This is a genomic window from Acidiphilium sp. PA (assembly GCF_026191915.1).
Classification (GTDB): Bacteria; Pseudomonadota; Alphaproteobacteria; order Acetobacterales; family Acetobacteraceae; genus Acidiphilium.
On sequence record NZ_JAIMBY010000008.1, the window covers coordinates 1 to 19,650 of the forward strand.

The 19,650-nt window shown below is 64.0% G+C and carries 12 protein-coding genes; 4 read left to right on the forward strand and 8 right to left on the reverse strand.

Annotated features, from left to right (window positions below; all coding sequences use genetic code 11):
* Positions 1–39: 39 nt before the first annotated feature.
* The 7 genes from AruPA_RS11255 to AruPA_RS11285 form a co-directional block, all read right to left on the reverse strand.
* Positions 40–4,020, reverse strand: coding sequence for a strawberry notch-like NTP hydrolase domain-containing protein (locus tag AruPA_RS11255; RefSeq protein WP_265636796.1), 3,981 nt, complete (start codon positions 4,018–4,020; stop codon positions 40–42).
* Between the two features lie 159 nt (positions 4,021–4,179).
* A complete protein-coding gene (locus tag AruPA_RS11260) occupies positions 4,180–4,824 on the reverse strand; it encodes an antitoxin of toxin-antitoxin stability system (protein WP_265636797.1) in 645 nt (214 codons plus the stop codon).
* Positions 4,825–4,978: 154 nt separating this feature from the next.
* Entirely contained in the window at positions 4,979–5,362 is a 384-nt protein-coding gene (locus AruPA_RS11265; RefSeq protein ID WP_265636798.1) for a DUF6915 family protein, read from the reverse strand.
* 10 nt (positions 5,363–5,372) lie between these two features.
* Positions 5,373–5,852: a DUF6878 family protein gene (locus tag AruPA_RS11270; protein WP_265636799.1), complete on the reverse strand. Its 480-nt coding sequence runs from the start codon at positions 5,850–5,852 to the stop codon at positions 5,373–5,375.
* Positions 5,853–5,951: 99 nt separating this feature from the next.
* Positions 5,952–8,090, reverse strand: coding sequence for a ParB/RepB/Spo0J family partition protein (locus AruPA_RS11275; RefSeq protein ID WP_265636800.1), 2,139 nt, complete (start codon positions 8,088–8,090; stop codon positions 5,952–5,954).
* Positions 8,091–8,212: 122 nt separating this feature from the next.
* A complete protein-coding gene (locus tag AruPA_RS11280) occupies positions 8,213–8,584 on the reverse strand; it encodes a DUF2958 domain-containing protein (RefSeq protein WP_265636801.1) in 372 nt (123 codons plus the stop codon).
* Positions 8,581–9,531, reverse strand: a complete 951-nt coding sequence (locus tag AruPA_RS11285) for an ArdC family protein (protein ID WP_265636802.1) — start codon at positions 9,529–9,531, stop codon at positions 8,581–8,583. The genes AruPA_RS11280 and AruPA_RS11285 overlap by 4 nt, the downstream gene beginning before the upstream one ends.
* A gap of 263 nt (positions 9,532–9,794) precedes the next feature.
* Between AruPA_RS11285 and AruPA_RS11290 the strand changes: the two genes are divergently transcribed.
* The 3 genes from AruPA_RS11290 to AruPA_RS11300 are packed head-to-tail and all read left to right on the forward strand — an operon-like array spanning position 9,795 to position 18,206.
* Positions 9,795–11,015: an ATP-binding protein gene (locus tag AruPA_RS11290; RefSeq protein ID WP_265636804.1), complete on the forward strand. Its 1,221-nt coding sequence runs from the start codon at positions 9,795–9,797 to the stop codon at positions 11,013–11,015.
* A 4-nt stretch (positions 11,016–11,019) separates the two neighbouring features.
* Positions 11,020–14,250 carry a DISARM system SNF2-like helicase DrmD gene (gene drmD / locus AruPA_RS11295; protein ID WP_265636805.1) on the forward strand — a complete coding sequence of 1,077 codons (3,231 nt, stop codon included), beginning with the start codon at positions 11,020–11,022 and terminating at the stop codon, positions 14,248–14,250.
* Between the two features lie 5 nt (positions 14,251–14,255).
* Complete coding sequence (locus AruPA_RS11300; protein WP_265636806.1) at positions 14,256–18,206, forward strand: Eco57I restriction-modification methylase domain-containing protein; 3,951 nt, start codon at positions 14,256–14,258, stop codon at positions 18,204–18,206.
* A gap of 25 nt (positions 18,207–18,231) precedes the next feature.
* Here the strand turns inward: AruPA_RS11300 and AruPA_RS11305 are convergent, their stop codons facing one another.
* Positions 18,232–18,435, reverse strand: a complete 204-nt coding sequence (locus tag AruPA_RS11305; protein WP_265636807.1) for a DUF2188 domain-containing protein — start codon at positions 18,433–18,435, stop codon at positions 18,232–18,234.
* Between the two features lie 102 nt (positions 18,436–18,537).
* Between AruPA_RS11305 and AruPA_RS11310 the strand changes: the two genes are divergently transcribed.
* Positions 18,538–19,644, forward strand: coding sequence for an XRE family transcriptional regulator (locus AruPA_RS11310; RefSeq protein ID WP_265636809.1), 1,107 nt, complete (start codon positions 18,538–18,540; stop codon positions 19,642–19,644).
* The last annotated feature ends 6 nt before the right edge of the window (positions 19,645–19,650 follow it).

A 19,650-nucleotide genomic window follows, 5' to 3' on the forward strand; every position in this document is an offset into this window, starting at 1 on the left:
TCGTCGGGCACTCCGCGGCGCGCGGGTCCCCCCTATGCACTACGTGGATAAGCCCCCGCCGCTAACGCTGTTTCTAACGCCCAAAGGGGTCGGAATTGGACGCGAAAAGGGGGTCGCGTTTGGACGCGATTTGACACTTTCGGAGAACTCCGGAACCTGCGCCACCTCGCGATCCCACCCGGCGCCGAAGGTCTCGCGGTCCGTTTCGATCCAACGGCTCTCCGCCATCGTCTTCAGCGAGACAGTCTGCGGCTCCATCGGCCGGACCAGTCGCACGCGACGTTCGATCTCGCCGTCGTCGAGCATGACGCTCGGCGCTGGAATCTGCACCGCCGCGCGGCCAGAACGCTCGTTGATCAGCAGGACCGCCCTTCGATCGGAGAGATGGCCAAGCGCCTGATCGAGGCCGAGCGGATGATTGCGCCGCCGCTCGGTGATGGTGACCAGACGGGTTTCTGCGCCGGTCGCGGGATGGGTGTAGATCGTGCGCCGATCGGTGACGACAAAGCTCTCGGCTTGCAGCGTCTCCAACCCGACATCGTAGACGCCGCTGGCGATGGCGCCTTCAATCTTCGCGTTCAGCAGTTGTTCGAAGGCTGTGAACAGCACACCCTGCAATTGGATGGTCAGCGCGAGTAGCCGATTAAGGAAGGTGGTGATCGGCGGCAGCTCGTCCTTGAGGCCGTTGGTGTCCATCAGTGAGAGGCCGGTGGCCTGCTCGAACGCCTGAAGCGAGCAGCCATCGACCTTGCCGCGAACGAGCAGCAGATAGAGCTGGCGCAGGGCGTCGCGCGCATAGGGGCTTTCGAGATTGTCTTCCGGACGGAACAGGCCCTGGCCGCCGGTCTGGCGCTGCCCGCGCGTGATGGCGCCGAGCGTGTCGAGCCGCCGGGCGATGGTGGAGAGGAAGCGCTTCTCGGCTTTCACGTCTGTCGCGATCGGTCGGAACAGCGGTGGCTGCGCCTGGTTGGTGCGGTTCGTCCGGCCGAGCCCCTGGATCGCGGCATCGGCCTTCCAACCGGGTTCGAGCAGATAGTGGACGCGCAGCCGCTGGTTCCGCGCCGTCAGGTCGGCGTGATAGCTGCGGCCGGTACCGCCGGCGTCCGAGAAGACGAGGATGCGCTTCACATCGTCCATAAAGGCAGCGGTCTCGGCGAGGTTTGCCGAGGCGGCGCGGTTCTCGACCATCAGGCGCTCGCCCTTGCGGACGATCCGCCGCGAGCGGCCGGTCACCTCGGCGACAGTGTCCGTGCCGAAGCGCTGCACGATCTTGTCGAGCGCGCCGGGCACGGGTGGCAGCGAGGCGAGCCGCTCGATGAGTTCGTCGCGCCGCGCCACGGCCTCGCGGCTCTCAACGGGTTGCCCGTCACGAAAGACAGGCCGCGAAGAGAGATTGCCCTCGCTGTCAGTGAAGGGCTCATAGAGCTGCACCGGGAAGGAGTGCGCCAGATAATCCAGGACGTATTCGCGCGGCGTGATGTCGACGCGGACGTCGTTCCATTCCTCGGTCGGGATTTCGGCGAGCCGGCGTTCCATCAGCGCCTCGCCGGTGGAGACGATCTGGACGACCGCGGCATGGCCCTCGGCAAGATCGCGCGCGATCGAGTGGATCAGCGTCGGCGTCTTCATGCTGGTCAGCAGATGGCCGAAAAACCGCTGCTTGGCGCTCTCGAACGCCGAGCGGGCCGCCGCCTTCGCCTGCCGGTTCAGCGTGCCGGACTCGCCGATGATGTTGGCGGCTTCCATCGCGGCGTCGAGATGGTTGTGGATGATCGCGAAGGCGCCGGCATAGGCGTCGTAGATGCGCCGCTGCTCATCGGTGAGCTGGTGCTCAACCAGTTCGTATTCGACGCCGTCGTAGGAGAGCGATCGGGCGGTGTAGAGGCCGAGCGAGCGCAGATCGCGCGCCAGCACCTCCATCGCCGCGACGCCGCCGGCCTCGATCGCCTCGACGAACTCGGCGCGGGTCGCGAAGGGAAAATCCTCGCCCCCCCACAGGCCGAGCCGCTGGGCATAGGCGAGATTGTGGACCGTGGTGGCGCCCGTCGCCGAGACATAGACGACGCGTGCATCGGGCAGCGCGTGTTGCAGGCGCAGTCCGGCGCGTCCCTGCTGCGAGGGCGCGATGTCACCGCGCTCGCTCTTACCGCCGCCGGCATTCTGCATGGCGTGGCTCTCGTCGAAAATGATGACCCCATCGAAGGTGGAGCCCAACCATTCGACGATCTGCCGGACGCGCGAAAGCTTCTCGCCGCGGTCGTCGGACCGCAGCGTAGCGTAGGTCAAAAATAGGATGCCTTCGGCCAGGCGGATCGGTGTCCCTTGCGGGAAGCGCGAGAGCGGCGTGATGAGCAGCCGCTCCATGCCGAGCGCCGACCAGTCGCGTTGCGCGTCCTCCAGCAGCTTGTCGGACTTCGAGATCCAGACCGCCTTGCGCCGCCCGCGCAGCCAGTTGTCGAGGATGATAGCGGCGGACTGGCGGCCCTTGCCGGCGCCGGTGCCGTCACCGAGCATGAAGCCGCGGCGGAAGCGAACCGCGTTCGGCGCATCGTCTGGCGCGGCGGTGACGAGATCGAAGGTCTGGTCCACCGTCCAGGCGCCGGCGATATACTCGCCGTGGGCCTCGCCCGCATAGATCACCGTCTCGAGTTGGGCGTCGGACAGGAGGCCGTCGGTGACGATGCGTGTCGGGAGATTTGGGCGATAGCTGGGCTTGGGCGGCGCGACCGACGCCATTGCCGCGGATTGCACCAACTTGGTCGGGTGCGGCTGGGCGCCGGGAATACGGCTCGATTGGAGGCGGTACTCCTCGTAGATCGCCTCGCTCAGGCGTGCGGCCTCGGGCGCCGTCCAATCGGTCGTCTCGTAGGCGAGATCGACCGCCTCGGGATCGGTGACCGGCGGCTTGGTCGGCCGGACTACCGTGGCATGTGCGCGTGAGACGGGCACGGCGCGCCGCGCGGCGCGCGCGGGCATCGGGATCGTCGCGGGCCTCTTGATCGCCAGCCGGTCGGGAACGCACTCGCCGATCCAGCGGAGCAGCGTCGCAACATCGGGCGCGATGCCGGGGGATTCGGGGAATGTGCCCGGATCGTCAGCCGGCGCCTTGTCGATGACGGTCAGCCTGGTTTCGACGGTCGTGCCATGCCTGGCGTAGACGCTGCCGTCGATCCCGGCGCTGAACACCACGCGGCCGCGCTCCGGCAGGCGAACGAACGAGTCCCGCCAGGCGGGCGCGTCGGGAGCGAAGTTGGCGCCGGTGATCGCCACCAGACGCCCACCGTCGGCAAGGCGGGAAAGCGCGGAGCGGATGTGGCGATAGACGGTGTCGGTCACACGGCCGGAGACGTTGGCAAGGGCCGAGAATGGTGGGTTCATCAGCACCACACTCGGCACGGCCGCGGGATCGAGGTGGTCGTCAATCTGCGCGGCATCGAAGCGCGTGACGGGAGTGGCTGGAAAGAGGAAGACAAGCAGCGCGGCACGAGTCGCAGCCAACTCGTTCAGCACGAGGGCGCCGCCGGCGATCTCGGCCAGGATGGCGAGGAGCCCGGTGCCGGCCGAGGGCTCAAGGACGCGGTCGCCGGATGTGATGGCCGCAGCCGTCAGTGCTGCAAGGCCGAGCGGGATCGGCGTCGAGAATTGCTGAAACGTATCGCTTTCGACCGATCGGCGCGTCTGCGTGGGGAGTAGGTTCGCGATCCTGGTCAGAGCGGAAAGGCGTAAAGTCGGAGTGCCAGCTTTGCGGAACAGCGCTTTTCCGTATTTGCGCAGGAACAAGACGGTGGCGACCTCGCCGGCTTCGTAGGCGGATTTCCAGTCCCAGGCGCCCGTCGCATCGGAGGCGCCGAAGGCCGCCTCCATCGCGCTGCGCAGCATCGCGGCGTCCACGCGCTCGCCGCGTTCGAGATGGGGGAGAAGACGCTCGGCCGCTGCGAGAATGGCAGCCGCAGGATCACGTTCGCTCAGGGGCGAGCGTGACGCGGCCTCGCAGGCCGCGATCGGGGAAAGGTCGTTCATGAGGGAAGCCCCGAGAGAGCGGGAACGGGCAAGCCGGTCTGTGCTCTCTCTCCAGACCGGTCCGGCTCAAACCCGTTCCGGCCAGGCTCTCCCTCTGGGCGGGCTGGGCGTGCCCGCCGGAGGGCAGACGCCGGCGCACGCCACGCGGGACCGCCTCGTTCAGCCGAAGCGGCGTCCGGCTTCCGTGAAGCTGTATTCGCTTATGCTAATCGCCTCGTCCACGGCTTCGTCGGACGTCTGATAATCGAACTCGCGCTCGAGCTGGCGGTATAGCCAGCGCCCGAGATCGCGGAGCGTCTCCGTCACGGTGTCTTCGGCGTCGCGCGTCATGCTCTGGCCGTTCGCGCTATCGCGGGCGACGGCAATCGCCATGGTGTGCTCATGGTAGTAGCGTCCGCGATGGGTGATGGTCGCGCTGAGCCGATAGAAATTGCGGCGCTGGATCGCCTGAAGGGCGTCCGCGATCCGATGAAGCTCTGAATCCACGGGAGCAAATTCGCGGATCCGGCGGACGGCGTTGCTTGCGTAGCAATAGCGCCCCTCGAAGCAGGCGCCATCGCCCTGGCTCCAAAAGCCCGAGAACCAGATGCACGGCTTTCGGCGTTGTCCGCCGCCGTAAAGCTGAACGGATCTGGTATCGAGTTCGACGCCGAGTATGGCGCATATGCGCTCGAAGTCATCGTAGATGAACTCGAACCAGAAATCGTCGAGGCATCCTTCGCGAAACCAGGCGCGCGCCTGCTGTTTGGCGGCGGCTGAGAGCTCGTCGAGGTGGTAGACCGTCGTTTGAATGATCTCAGGCATGGGAACCTACTCCCGAAATTGGAAAGGCCCGGCGCAATGGCCGGGCCTTTTGGGTTGGCGTGGGATCTTGGTCGAAGTATTGGAGCCGGAATGGTCCGATCGTCGAACACGTCATAGGCGCGCAGCCAGGAAACGACTTTGGCTACCTCAGCGGTTATGTCGCGGCTCCGTCGGTGCTGACTCCGGCGGCGAATGGATCGACCAGCTTGTGGATGGGCTGGGCGCGGCCCATCCAGGGCGCCGGGCGAATGCACCGCACCCAGTCAGCGAAACTCGGGATGAAGCCGAGGTCCTCCAGCACATGCTGCTCGCCGATCAGGCGCACGGGAACCACGCGCTCGGTCGAGAGAATAATGGTGGTCCCGAAGGTTCGCTCCAGTTCGAAAATCCCCTGGGCGTGATGACGCAGCGCCCGATGTCGGAAATCGGCGGTGATCTCCTTCGATTCATCGAACCACTGGTGTATCGACAGATAATCTTCAGCCGTGCCGCCCCATTTCCGGACCGAGGAGAGAGCATGGTGATAGCAGTGTCCCATCGTCGCCTCCTCAAAACGTGTAGACGTAGTTTTCGGAGGAGGTGTACCGCTCGTTGTAGTCGAGGGTGATCTCGCGCGCGCCCACATCGAAGGTGACATCGCCATAGGCGCCGTCATTGTTCTCCCAGCCGGAATGCGTCTGTTCGAGAACATCGTATGTGAGCCGTTCGGCCGCGGCGCAGATGCTCGTGGATGAACGGCTCGGCTCAGCCTGCCCCCATTCGGCCTCCGCGAGTTCAATCATCACGGTGGGCTCGGCGATCACATCGCCGCCCGCCTTGATTTCGATATTCTCGATCTGACCGGAGTCCCCATAGCCGTCGAAAGTCACAACGATCTGGGTCACACCGAGCGGCGCGATCACGTCAAAAAAGGCCGCCTTGTTGAGAGCGAACAGCTCCGCCTTGAGCGTTTCAAAGGTGGCGTTCTGCCGCTCCCAGTCGGAAAGTGGCGTGTCGCAGGGGAGCGACGCTTGGGTGGTATTGGTCATGTCTGGCTCCTGAACGAAGAGCGCCCGGCGCAAAGGCCGGGCGGGTGGAGGGGATTGGAAAGGAAGGGCGAGGCGGCCGAAGCCACCCCGCCCGATGCGCTACTCAGCGGCGAGCGTGAGGGGCTCCTCGAGGTTCTCGACGCCATCGTCTTCGTTGCCCGCGAGGAATTCCGGCAGCGCCTCGCTCTCGGGCTCGTCCGCGCCGTTGCCGTCAGGCGTGGCGTCGCCTGTATCGCTCACACGGAGCGGCTCCGGCAGCCAGCCGGTGTCCGCCAGAAGGCGTTCGGCCTCTTTCGCCATGTCGCCCTTCTTCAGGTGATCAATGAGCTCGGCCGCATGGTCACCGGCGCCCTCGCGGACCGCTTCTAGAATGCGGCGCTTTGGGACGCGGCCGAGATAGTTCTCGACCGTCGGCCGCCAGCCGGCCTGCACCATGTCGAGGTCGACGGCCTTCGCGAGCCGGTCGGCGTCGGCAAGGCGCTGATCGACCGTGTGCGCTGACACGCTGCCGCCGTACCGGTCGGCCTTCTCGTAAAGCGCGTTGACGCCGAACGAGGCGCAATGGGCGAATAGCGCGTCCTGCTCGTCGTCCGTGAGCGTGGCGAGCCAAGGCCAGAGCGCGTCCTTGTCCTTGGGCAGCCGCTCCTCCCAGGCCTTGTGGCGCTCGGCGATCGCCTTGGCGGCGTGCGTGTCCTTCAGGCCCTGCGCCTGCACCGGGAAGCTGGCGCTGCGTACCGAGATTTCCATGGCCGTTCCGGAGGCCAGATACCGCGCGAAGACGTCCAGGCAAAACTTATGCAGCACGGTCTGGAACGCGACCGACGGCGTGGTCGCGAGTTTGTCGCGCAGCGCCAGGGTCCGCTCGACCGTCAGCTCCGTCACCAGGCGTTCCGGTAGCGGCTTGATGACTTCATCGTCCTCCTCATCCGGCTCGGAGGCAGGCGAGGCGACGGTGATGATCGCACGTGGGGCGACGGACGCGGCGGGCGGATTTCTTCCGGGTTCGATCGTGATCGCGGAATCGCTATCGAGCTCTGGGTCCGCGGCCGGCGCCTCGTCTTCTGGGCGGACATAGCCGCGATCGACGAGCAGTGCGCCCTCGGCGCCGATGCTGACGAACACGCCCGCGCGGGCGATGTCGGCCGGGGCGTAGGCAACCGGCCTGTTATCGAAGGCGGCAAGCGCCGTCTCGATTTCGCCAAGCCGCTGGTCCACGTCGTCAGGCAGTTCGTCGGCCTCCGCATGGTCGGCTTCGAGCTTGGCGTATTCGGCGTTCAGCGCCTCGATAGCAGCCCGTTCCCCTTCGGTGAGAGCGGCGGTCACGCCTTCCAGCCTTCGCAGGCCGCGATTGTGGCCGTAGGGGAAATCGACCGCGACCTCGATCCACTTCCAGCCCTCGGCGGCGATGGTCTCGGCCTCGGCCTTCAGCTTCTCGTCCGCCAAACGATCGAGCAGGGCGACGTCTTCGAGCCAACCGCCGTCGTCGGATTGGAACAAGTCGCGCAGGACCACGCCGCCGGCGGCCTCATAGGTGTCGAGCCCGACGAACACGGCGCGTCGGTCGGAGGCGCGCACGGTCTTCTCCGTCAGCATGCGGCGGATCTGATAGGGCTCCTTTGACCAGGCGTTGCCGAGCGCCTGCCAGACCTGTTCCTGGCGGGCGTGATCGCTGGTGACGGTGAAGGCCATCAGTTGGTCGAGCGACATGCCGTCCTCGGCATAGACGTCGAGCAGCGCTGGCGAGACCGACACGAGCCGCAAGCGCTGCTTCACGATGTTCACCGAGGTGAAGAAGGCAGCGGCGATGTCCTCCTCGGACCGCCCCTTGTCGCGCAGGGCCTGGAAAGCGCGGAACTGGTCGAGGGGGTGCAGCGGCGCACGCTGGATGTTTTCGGCCAGGGAGTCGTCCTCGGAGAGAATGTCGGTCGAGGGGTCGCGGACCACGCAGGGGATGGGCGCGGTCTTGGCCAGGCGCTTCTGCTTCACCAGCAGTTCGAGTGCGTGATAGCGGCGGCCGCCGGCGGGGATCTCGAACATGCCGGTCTCGACGCCGTCGGCGTCGAGGATCGGCCGGACGCTCAGGCTCTGCAGGAGCGTGCGCCGGGCGATGTCCTCGGCCAGCTCCTCGATCGAGACGCCGGCCTTCACGCGCCGGACGTTGTACTGGCTCAGCACCAGTTTGTTGAAGGGAATGTCGCGCGAGGACGACAGGGTGATCTTCTGAACCGTAGTGGCCATCTTGGCAGTCTCCGCGGCGGGCGGCCGAGAGCCTCTCTCTCGACCTCCAACCCGCCGCGAAAACGAGCGCAGCCCTTTCACTCTCACCGTTACGGAGCGCCCCACCGTCGAGTTGACGCCCCTCACTCGTCCTGGGATCGGGCGCGATGCGCCGTGTAGAGCACGCGCTCCGCCTCCCGGATGCCACCCGCTTCGCGTGCGGCGTCCGCCCAGACCGAGATCGGGACCATTCCCTCGAACAAGAGGTCACGCTCGATCCCGAGGCCGAGGGGTAGGCGGACGGCCGCCATCTCGGCCAGGCTGAAGGAGCCAAGCTCCGGTTCGCCCAGGTCGGCCAGGCCGAACAGCCTATCGCCGTCGGCGTCCAGTTCGCTGGCAAGCCAGACGCCGGCGCCGAGAGGATTGAAGAATTTGACCACAGGAACGTGGTCAATGTCGGGTTGGCGACCGTTGGCGAGCAGGCGCTCGCGCAATTCGGCGGTGAGGAGGATCATGCCGCCCTCCTGTCGATCGAGGGCTCCGCCTGGTCTTGCGCGGGCAAGAAGCTAAGCAGCCAGTCCGCCGCCTTGCTCGCTTGGGAGGCGGCGCGGACGATGGCGCGATTGTCCTCGCGCAGCACCTCGAGCCAGGATCCGATGTAGTCCGCATGGCGCACGGTGGGGACGATGCCGAGCGAGGCACAGCAGAATGCGGCGTTCATCTCCGCCACCAACTCCTCGAACGCGTAGTTCTTCGTGCCGAACGACCCACTCAGGTCGCGGCCAAGACGAGAAGGATGGCCGGTGGCGTGCCCCATCTCATGCAGCGCCGTGCGATGCCAGTTGATCGGCTCGAAATAGGCCTGCGGCGGGGGGACCATCACGAAGTTCGGGCCGGGCGCGTAGAAGGCGCGGTCGCCGCCAATGCGGAAATCAATACCGGTGGCACGAATGAGGGCCTCGACCTGAGGCTCGACCAGCCCTGGCGGCGGAGGCGGCGCGGTGGCGGCGATGTCCTCGGGCAGGTTCTCGCATTGCGCTGTGTTGAAGACGGTGAAGCGCTTGAGGAACGGGATCGCCTGCGCCTCTTCCCCGGTTTCGCGGGACCGCTGCCGCTCGTCCTCGGGCACGAAGCGGTCGGCATAGACGACAGTGGCGCCGCGTTCGCCCTTGCGCACGTTGCCGCCGAGGCCGAGGGCCTGGCGGAAGGTGAGCCAGCTTTGGGCCGGGTAGCCGCGCTCGATCACCGCGCCCCAGAGGATCAGCACATTGATCCCCGAATACTGCCGGCCGGTAGCGGCGTTCCGTGGCATCGCTATCGGCGCCTTCGCTGCCGCCGTGCCCCAAGGCTGGACCCAAGGCACGCGGCCGGCCTCAAGCTGGGCGATGATTTTGCTCGTGATTTCATCGTAGAGGCTCGCCCGGTCCGAGCCGGCGCGGGCGGTAGCGGTGTATCTGGACATCGCGGATTTCCGCGACGGGCGCCAGAGGCCTCTCCTCCAGCCTACAACCCGTCACGGCGAAGCCCTCCGCCCTCTCACTCTCAAAGGGACGTTGCGTGGAACTCCCCGCAGAAAGGGGTGTGTCGGCGACAGCGGCGCCGACCAGGGGGAAGGCATTCCCTCCCGGCCCTTCAAATAGCGGTCCATAAAATCCCAATCAGCGGACCATTGACTCCCAATTCGCCGATACCCATAGTCCCGATTATCCGGGATTAGGAGAAGGCATGTTCGAACGGTTTGTAGAGCGGCGGGCGGAAGAAGCCCTTTCGGACACGCCTGTCGTCCTGATCGTGGGACCGCGCAGGGCCGGAAAGACCACGCTCGTCCGAAAGATGGGGGAGACCGGCCGAACTTATATCACGCTCGACGATCAAACCGTGCTCGAGGCCGCCCAGTCCGATCCTGCCGGTTTTATCCGGGGCCTGGACCGAGCCATCATCGACGAAATCCAACGCGCGCCGGACCTGCTGCTGGCAATTAAAAAGACGGTCGACGAGGACTATCGCCCAGGCCGATTTCTGCTGACCGGCTCGGCAAATGTGCTGACCCTTCCGCGGATCGCAGACAGCCTTGCTGGCCGGATGGAGACCATCCAGATGCTGCCGCTTGCCAAGGCCGAAATCGAAGGTCGTCGCCCCTCCTTTTTGGAGCGCCTCTTCGACGGAAAACTCCAGAGTCAGCGCGGCGCGATTATTGGCGATGATCTCGTCCAGCTCGCCCTGCTCGGCGGTTTCCCCGAAGCGATCAGTCGCGACAGCGAGCGCCGGCGGCAGGACTGGTTGCGATCTTACCTCACCTCGATCCTGACCCGCGATCTGCGGGACATCGCAGATGTGGAGAAGCTGACCGAGCTTCCGAAATTCGTGCGGCTGCTGGCCGAGCACTCCGGCCAGTTGGTCAATTATTCGCAGTTCGGCGCCGGTATCAACGTGACCCACAAGACGGGACAGCGTTACGTCGCGCTCCTCGAACAGGTGTTCCTGATTGCGACCGTGCAGCCCTGGTTCACCAATTCGCTGAAGCGGATCGTCAAGACGCCCAAGCTCCATTTCCTCGATTCCGGACTGCTTGCCAGCGTGCGGGGGCTGACGTTCGACCGGGTGAAGGCTGATCGAGGGACTTTCGGCGCGCTGCTGGAGAGCTTCGTGTTTTCGGAAGTGCTGAAGCTCATGACGGCCTCGGAACTGCGGCTGACGCCTCATCATTTTCGGGATCGGGACATGCGTGAGGTGGATATCGTACTGGAGCGCGATGACGGAATGATCGTGGGGATCGAGGTGAAGGCGAGCGCCACGGTCAAGGCAGGGGATTTCGGGGGTCTGCGGGCATTGGCCGAAGCTTGCGGGGACCGCTTTGCCTTCGGCGTCGTCCTGTACGACAGCACTGATTTCGTGCCGTTCGGCGACCGGCTGGCGGCGGCGCCACTATCGTGTTTGTGGGGTTGAAGTAATGCAACGGGCAATTGGGACGACAATCGAACCGGGAAGTTTCGTCGAGCTGCGGGGCCGGCCGTGGCTGGTTGAGGAAATCCAAGGGGAGGCAAACGACCTTCAGACCCTCAACCTCTCGTGCATTTCCGACGATGCTCAGGGTGAGCGGCTGGAAATCCTCTGGGATGCCGAAATCGGCGCCGTCGTGCTCGATGAGGATGGGTGGCGGAATGTCGGCGCCGGCCTTCCTGATCGAGCTGAAGTGTTGGCCGCCCACCTTCGCGCGATAAGATGGCGATCTGCGACAGCCGCCGACCGCGACCTGCTGCAAGCGCCCTTTCGGGCAGGCATTCGGCTCGATGCCTATCAGCTTCTCCCGCTTCGTAAGGCGTTGCGGCTTCCGCGCGTGAATCTGTTGATCGCGGATGACGTGGGCTTGGGCAAGACCGTCGAGGCAGGCTTAGTCGCGCGAGAGCTACTGCTGCGGCGGCGGATCGATTTCATCGTCATTGCGGCCCCGCCCGCTATGACGATCCAGTGGAAGGACGAACTGGAAGCGAAGTTCGGGCTTTCGTTCGAAATCATCGACAGGGAGCGGATAGGCGAGATGCGCCGGCTTCGGGGCTTCTCCGTGAATCCCTGGGCGACCGGCTCGCGATTCATCGTCTCGCACCGTCTCCTCACGGATGAGGTTTATGCCGCTGGACTTCGTGACGTACTCGGCGAGTTTCGTGCCCGTGCGCTATTCGTTTTGGACGAGGCGCACCACGCCGCGCCCGCGGCGGGCATTCGCTACGCAATCTCAAGCCAGCTCACGAAGGCGGTTCGTGAACTCGGCGAGCGGTTCGAGCACCGCCTTTTCCTGACGGCCACGCCACACAATGGGCACTCGAACAGCTTCTCGGCTTTGCTCGAGATGCTCGATCCCCAGCGCTTCACGCGCGGTGTCGAGGTTCGCCCAAAGGATCTTGAGCCCGTCATGGTCCGGCGGCTTAAGGCCGATCTTCGGCGCCTTGGCGAAGCGTTCCCAGAGCGGATCATCGAGGCGGTTCGCATCGCCGGCCTGCCGGAGGATACGCCTGAACTCGCACTCGCCCGGCAGCTTGCCGCGTACGGCGAGATGCGGATGCGGCGCATCGCAAATCTTCCGACCCAAAAGGCGTCGATGGCGAAGCTGGCCTTTGTAGGTCTCCAGCAGCGGTTGTTGTCATCGGTCGCCGCTTTCGCACGGACGCTGAAGGTCCACAGGGCGACGTTGCAGAGAATGCTCAACGGCGAAGAGGCCGGCTTGGTCGCCGCGGCTGCCCTCGCGTTTGTGGGCGGCCCCGGAAGTGAAGATAGCGCCGAACTTGGGCTTGAGGACGAGCGGGCTGAGAAGACCATCGATGCCGATGACGACGCGACGGCGGAGGCCGCCTCAGCCGTCGGCGTTGCTGACGCCCCCAAAGGCGACATGCGCGCAGAGCTTGCTGCGGTCGACGACATGTTGGCCATCGCAGAGCGCTACGCGTCGCGGCCCGACGCCCGGGTGCGCTGGTTGACCGATTGGATCAAAGCCAACCTTCTCAGCGGCCAAAACTGGAATCGCCGGCGTCTCATCATTTTCACAGAATACGAGGACACCCGGCGGTGGCTCGAACGACGCCTGCGAGAGGCGGTGTCGGACACGGATCGCGCTGACGACCGAATTGGCGTCTTCACTGGCGCAACTGGATCGGATCGAAGGGAAGATGTGAAACGAGCGTTCAACGCGGATCCCGACGTTGAGCCCTTGCGCATCCTCATCTGCACTGACGCGGCCCGCGAAGGCATCAACCTCCAAAGCTATTGCTCCGATCTGATTCATTTCGATCTGCCGTGGAACCCGTCCCGGCTGGAGCAGCGCAACGGGCGTATCGATCGTAAGCTCCAACCGGCGAAACAGGTCATTTGCCGATATTTCCGTTACGAGCAGCGCGAAGCCGACATCGTTTTGGAGGCGTTGGTCCGGAAGACGGAGACCATCCGCGAGCAGCTCGGATCGGTCGGCCAAGTGATTGAAGAGCGCATCGCGAAGCGTCTGGCCGAAGGCGGCATTTTGCGCGGTCAGGGCGCGGCGATCGCTCGTGCCATCGCTGAGGAAAGCGATGCCGAACGGCTCAATCGCGCGCGCGCCGAAATGGACGACGACGAGCGCGCGCGTCACGAACGGTTGCTGAAGGAGCAGGCCGATCTGCAGCGCGCACTCGAACGGTCGCGCGAGCGCGTCGGTGTCGACCCAGAAGATCTTCATCGTGTGGCTGCGGCGGCATTGTCACGCGCCGGGTATGTCCTGGATGACGCCCGTGGGCCGGCGGTCGGCAAGGTGGAAACCTACCGGCTCAATCCCAACGACCCGGCGTTCACAAAGGACGCGGGTTGGGACGATGCCTTCGACGATCTGCGGGTTCGACCTCGGAAGCGGGGTGAGCGCCTCGGCGACTGGCGGCGCGATGCGCCCATCCGGTCAATTGCCTTCAGTCCGCCGATCATGGCCGACGGCCGTGACGCCTCGGACGTGGTGCAGGTGCATCTTGAGCACCGCCTGGTCAGACGGCTTCTGTCTCGCTTCCTCAGCCAAGGCTTCCAGTCGAAGCTTTCGCGCGTGTCGGTCATTTACGGGCCGGGCGCGCAGCCTCGTATCGTGCTGATGGGACGCCTGGCGGTTTTTGGCGCCGGCGCAGCCCGGCTGCATGAAGAAGTCATTCCGATTACCGCGATCTGGACGGAGTCAGAACGCGACCGCAAGGCGCTCCGACCGCTGGGCGAGAGTGGCGAGGAGAAGACCCTCAATCAGCTCGAAGACGCGCTGCGTGACGCCCGCGAAGCGTCAGGCGCCGCCGTCGCCCGCATCCAGGCTCTCGTCGCTAAGGATATCGCCGACCTCGTCCCGGCCTTGGAGAAGATCGCCTCAGAGCGACTGACGACGGTTACGGCTCAACTACAGAAGCGAGGAGAGGAGGAGGCGCGCTCGCTGTCAGACCTGCTCGAACAGCAGCGATCACGTATCGCCAAGGCGGCAAAAGAGTTCGATCCCAATCAGCTCACCCTCGATCTCGTACCCGAGGAGCGGCGCGAGCGAGAAGCGGACCGGCGGCACTGGGAAGGTCGCCTGACGCGCCTTGAACGTGAATTGCGCGATGAACCGAAACGGCTTCGCGACTCCTATGAGGTGCGAGCGCATCGCCTGGAGCCCGTCGGCCTTGTCTATCTCTGGCCGGTATCGGGGTGAGCACAATGGCTGCGGAAATCTATCGCGATCCCGATCTCGAATGGCTCGACCATGTGCCCCCGGTGGGCCTCGTGGTCGCGCCGACGCTCCTCAAGGAATTGGGGTTATTGCCGCTCAGGCAAACCCCAATCGACACCGGCCAGGTTGCCGAGATCATCGGCTCGGAACTTTCCAAGCCCGCTCTCACTGATCCCTGGGCCTTCGTCGAACAGGTTTTGGGCTGGGAAGCGCGCCACGTCGCTGGCGCGCCCGGCGGTCCGGCCGTTCCGGACGAACTGCTCGTAGCGCTCCCGGAGCATGGCACCACACTGCGACCGACATGGGGTGTCGCAGAGCTCGGTGACGGCGATCGCCGCTGGCAGCTTCTCGTGCGGATCGAGGCGCCAGGCGTCGATCCTGACGCCCGGAACGCTCTCGATGGGTGGGAGGCGACTCCGCATCAGCGCTTTGAGCGGCTGTTGCGTGACACGGGCGTCTTCGCCGGTCTGCTGATTTCCGAGCGGGACGAACGGAAGGATGGCGAGGTTCGGTACTATCCCGAGTTTCGCCTGATCTATGCGCCGCGCGGCGAAACGTCGGGCCATCAGAGTTTCCCAATCAGGCCGATGGCGACGGTGGCCGGTCGGCCGATGCTCGGCGGCCTGAAGCTCTTGCTCGATCGGTTTCGGCTGTTCTCCGATGCTGATGATCGGCGGCTGCCCGCGCTGCTGAAGCACAGCCGCGACGCCCAGGCTCTGGTGTCAACCGCCCTCGCAGAGCAGGTGCTCGGCGCGCTCCACGAGCTGCTGCGCGGACTGGACAGCGCCGAACCCGTGCTCGTCCGCGAACTCGCGGCCAGTCGTCCCGATCATCTCTATGAGGGGTTGCTGACCGTACTGATGCGCCTGGTCTTCGTGCTCTACGCCGAGGACCGGGACTTGCTTCCGTCGCGATCGGACGCAAGGGCGCGTGAGATTTACGAGACGAGTTATTCGGTTCGCGGGCTCTACGCGAAGCTCACGGAAGACGCGACGCTCAATCCCGACACCATGGATGAGCGGCGTGGCGGATGGGGCGGATTGCTGGCGCTGTTTCGTCTGATCCACAAAGGCCACAAAACCGGCTTCGTGCAGGCGCGTGGTGGCAAGCTGTTTGATCCGGACGAATTCCCTTTCATTGAGGGCCGCGCTTCGAAGGACGAATCGGCGCGTATTCTAACCGTGTCCGACGGGTGCCTCCTTCGCATTCTCGAAGGGCTGATGACCCTGAAGCTGCGCGGTGCGGAGCGCGAGCGGTTGTCCTACAGGACCCTCGACGTCGAACAGATCGGTTCGGTCTACGAGACGGTCATGGGCTTTACGGTCGAGGCCGCCAAGAGCCGCGTGCTCGCCATCAAGGCGGGCAAGAACAACAAGACGCCGGTGTTCGTCGCGCTCGACGACCTTCTCGCCAAGAAGGGTAAGGATCGGATCAAGGAGCTGAAGGAAGATGTAGGCCGCGCGCTGACTGCGGCGCAGAGCAAGCCGGTCGAGGATGCCAAGAGCGTCGAGGATCTTGTGGCGGCGCTCGACGGGATGGTGGACGAGCGCGGCTCACCCAAGAAAAGGGTGGCTGCATCCGGGACCCCGATCTTGCAGCCGACCGGCGAACGGCGACGGACCGGTAGCCACTACACGCCGCGGTCGCTCACCGCGCCGATCGTCAAATATGCGCTGGAGCCAGCCTTCGACCGGCTGGGGCCTGACGCGCGCCCGGATGAGGTGCTGAATCTGAAGGTGTGCGACCCGGCGATGGGTTCGGGCGCGTTTCTAGTCGAAGCTTGCCGCGCTTTGGGCGAGCGTCTGGTCGCCGCCTGGGCGCGTTGGCCGGAGACGCGCCCCACCATTCCGGCGGACGAGGACGAAGAGCTTCATGCCCGCCGACTCGTTGCGCAGCGCTGCCTCTATGGCGTGGACAAGAACCCACGCGCGGTCGATCTAGCGCGGTTGTCCCTTTGGCTGGCGACACTGGCGCGGGACCATGAGTTCACGTTCCTCGATCACGCGTTAAAATACGGCGACAGCCTGGTTGGTCTATCGCGACGCCAGATTGGTGCGCTCACCTGGGAGAGCGTGGCTGCGGGTACCCAGTCGACCATGCTTGAACTGCTGGTAAAACAGCGCTTTGAGGAAGCTGTGAGGGGGCGGGATGAGATCCGCTCAGCGCCCGACGATGTCGTCCGCGCGATACAGGAGCAGCGTCACAAATTTCTGGAGCAAAAAACTGACGAAGTACGCTTAGCTGGTGATGCCGTCATCGCGGCGTTCTTCGCAGGCGACAAGCCGAAGGCGCGCAGAGAGAGTCTTGCACGTGTTGAGCATGATGTAGGCAAATTTCCGCCTGACTGGGACATTGCCCGGCAGCTTCGCGCCGCGCTTTTGCGCGAACCACATGCGATCAGGCCATTCCACTGGGAGCTCGAATTCCCTGAGGTCTTCGCGCGTCAGGACGGTGGCTTTGACGCCATTGTTGGGAATCCACCATTCGCTGGAAAGAACACCATTATAGGCGGGAATTCCAAGAATTATTTGCCTTGGCTGCAAACGCTGCATGAGGGAGCACATGGAAATGCCGATCTTGTCGCACACTTCTTTCGTCGTGCATTCGGCTTACTGCGACAAGACGGTGTATTCGGGCTGATTGCGACCAACACTATTGGTCAGGGGGATACGAGGGCATCCGGCTTAGCTTGGATTTTAGCAAATGGCGGCGCCATTCTGCGAGCACAGCGACGTCTAAAGTGGCCGGGTGAGGCCGCTGTGGTGGTATCGGTCGTGCATCTCGCTAAGGGGACCGCTCCCCAGCCCTCTCTCGACGGTAAGTCTGTTAGGCGAATTTCTGCTTACCTCGTTGAGGGAAACTTGGACGTTTCACCTGCGCCTCTGGCTGCGAATGCAAAGAAAGCGTTCAAAGGCTCTGAGTTGCAGGGCATGGGATTCTCGATTGATGATGAACTTGCTTCAAGCTCATCAGCGTTGTCGATCGCTGAGATGGAGTCTCTTCTGCAGAGGAAGCCCAATCTTTCGTCGCGTATCAAACCGTTCCTGGGAGGGTTCGAGTTAAACAACGACCCAAGGCAGGAACACTCAAGATATGCCATAAACATAAGCGACATGAGCATCGACGCTGCGAGACTGCAGTTTCCAGAGCTGGTCGAAATAATTGAACGCTATGTCAAGCCAGAGCGTGACATGCTTAAAGGAAACAATGATGCTATTAGGCGCCGTGAAAATTGGTGGCGATGGAGTAGGTCGACCCCCGAACTATATGAAACTATATGCAACATAGAGAGGGTTGTCGCAACTATATTTACATCACCTCACTCTTGCTTTTCAATAATAAATACAAAGCAATATTTTGCGAATTCCGTTATCGTATTCGCAATGCCAGTGTTTGAAAGCTTTGCAGTTTTACAGTCGCGGTGCCATGAAGTCTGGGTTCGCACTTTCTCATCTACAATGAAAGATGATCTTCGATATGCGCCATCTGATTGTTTCCGCAGCTTTCCGTTTCCAGCTGACTTTGAGAACAGCGTGGCACTCAAGCACGCTGGGCAAGCGTATCACACCTTCCGCGCGCAAATGATGATTAACCGCAACGAGGGGCTGACCAAAACCTACAACCGCTTGCATGCGCGCGGCGAAAATGCCGCTGATATAGCGCGCCTGCGTGAACTCCATCACGAGATGGGTGTCGCGGTGCTGAGCGCCTATGGCTGGGACGATCTTGCCGGTCGCGCCGCCGCCGAGTTCGTTGAGCAAGATGCTGACGACGGCAAAATACCCAAGACGCGCCTAGACTGGCCGGCCGAGTTCAAGGACGAGGTTCTTGCCCGCTTACTTGCCCTCAACGTAGAGCGTGCCGCCGCCGAACGCGCGGCCGGCGTTAGGGCTGCGCCAGACGATGAAGAAATTGATGATGACGAGGATGCCGACTGATCGAAGCTAAGAGCGTTCTGGCCGATTACGGCCGACGCCACTTGTCTGGGGTGCCGCCCTTGGTCTGGCGAACCCGTTCGACGAAAACGTCCGCGCCGCGTTGCTGTGCCCAGTCAATCGCCTTCGCCTGGGTCGGCAGAACAGCGCTGGCCCGCTCCGAGCCTGGCTTGCGAACCGCGTAATCGCCTTCGCCGGGACGACGCTCGATGAATGCCCGTTTATCCGTCATGGGATCCTCTATGGGTCAAAGGGCGACCGACTCGACCTCGCGAACGCAAGATAATCTTGCAATCGGCCATTTGCAAGATTATACCCATCCGGGGAGGCGGTGATGACCACGAATTTCATAGGAGCGAGGATCAAGGCGTTGCGCGAGGAGCGAAGGCTCTCGCAGGACGACCTCGCGCGCCTGTTCGGCTTCAAAGACCGTCAGACGGTTTCGGCGATCGAGACCGGCGAGCGGCGGGTGACGGCCGAGGAGCTCGTCCTCGCCGTCGAGAAGCTGGGCGCGTCGCTGGACTACTTCACCGATCCATTCCTGCTTGTTGGGGAGGGCCGGTTCTCGTGGCGGCAAACCAATGTCGGCCCACAGAAGCTTAGCGCCTATGAGCGGAGCGCCGGCCGCTGGATCGCAGCGTTCCGCGCTATCGCGCCTCAGGTCGGCCGATCGGCGCCGCTATTGCGCCGGTCGCTAGGCATCACGCGCCACCAGCGCTTCGAAGACGCGATGGAGGCCGGAGAGCGCTTTGTCGCCGAGTTTGGGCTGGGTGACGTGCCGGCGAAGCGCCTCGTCGAGGTGATGGAGCGCGAGTTGGGCATCCTCGTGCTGATGGTGGATGCGTTTCAGGGCATTTCGGGTGCCGCCTGCCGTCTGCCGGAACTCGATGTGGTGGTGATCAATCGGCACGAGGTCGAGGGGCGACGTCACTTCGACCTGGCGCACGAGCTTTTCCATATCCTCACTTGGGATGCGATGCCGCCCGAGCATTCCGAGGAGGCGCGGGAGACTGGCGGCAATCGCGTGGAGCAACTCGCCAACAATTTCGCGTCGGCGGTTTTGATGCCAACGCCGGTGCTCGATCGTTATGGCGATTGGTCCGCGATCAACGTCGGCGATCTCACTGGTCGCTTGAACGCGGTGGCGAATGAGCTTCAGGTCACGGCTTCCGCTCTCAAATGGCGGCTCGTGGCCATGGACAGGCTGAAGCCCGCAATCGCGCGCTCGGTTCCAGATGCTGCGCTTCGCAACAATGGACGTGACGCTGTGCCGGCGGCGGTGCCGCCGCTGTTCTCGAAACCGTTCATGGAAGTCATCGGCCTCGCCGTCGACGAAGGCCGCGTTTCGGCGCGTCGGGCCGGTGCGCTACTGGACCTGACAGTTGACGATCTCGCCGACCTCTTCACGACGCATGGGGTTTCGTCCCCTGTTGAGCTGTGAGGTCCT

Excerpts from the sequence above, each read along its gene's own strand:
- AruPA_RS11265 (WP_265636798.1), bottom strand. The coding sequence starts at position 5,362 with ATGGGACACTGCTATCACCATGCTCTCTCCTCGGTCCGGAAATGGGGC.
- AruPA_RS11255 (WP_265636796.1), bottom strand. The coding sequence starts at position 4,020 with ATGAACGACCTTTCCCCGATCGCGGCCTGCGAGGCCGCGTCACGCTCG.
- AruPA_RS11285 (WP_265636802.1), bottom strand. The coding sequence starts at position 9,531 with ATGTCCAGATACACCGCTACCGCCCGCGCCGGCTCGGACCGGGCGAGC.
- AruPA_RS11260 (WP_265636797.1), bottom strand. The coding sequence starts at position 4,824 with ATGCCTGAGATCATTCAAACGACGGTCTACCACCTCGACGAGCTCTCA.
- AruPA_RS11280 (WP_265636801.1), bottom strand. The coding sequence starts at position 8,584 with ATGATCCTCCTCACCGCCGAATTGCGCGAGCGCCTGCTCGCCAACGGT.
- AruPA_RS11305 (WP_265636807.1), bottom strand. The coding sequence starts at position 18,435 with ATGACGGATAAACGGGCATTCATCGAGCGTCGTCCCGGCGAAGGCGAT.
- AruPA_RS11300 (WP_265636806.1), top strand. The coding sequence starts at position 14,256 with ATGGCTGCGGAAATCTATCGCGATCCCGATCTCGAATGGCTCGACCAT.
- drmD (WP_265636805.1), top strand. The coding sequence starts at position 11,020 with ATGCAACGGGCAATTGGGACGACAATCGAACCGGGAAGTTTCGTCGAG.
- AruPA_RS11310 (WP_265636809.1), top strand. The coding sequence starts at position 18,538 with ATGACCACGAATTTCATAGGAGCGAGGATCAAGGCGTTGCGCGAGGAG.
- AruPA_RS11270 (WP_265636799.1), bottom strand. The coding sequence starts at position 5,852 with ATGACCAATACCACCCAAGCGTCGCTCCCCTGCGACACGCCACTTTCC.
- AruPA_RS11275 (WP_265636800.1), bottom strand. The coding sequence starts at position 8,090 with ATGGCCACTACGGTTCAGAAGATCACCCTGTCGTCCTCGCGCGACATT.
- AruPA_RS11290 (WP_265636804.1), top strand. The coding sequence starts at position 9,795 with ATGTTCGAACGGTTTGTAGAGCGGCGGGCGGAAGAAGCCCTTTCGGAC.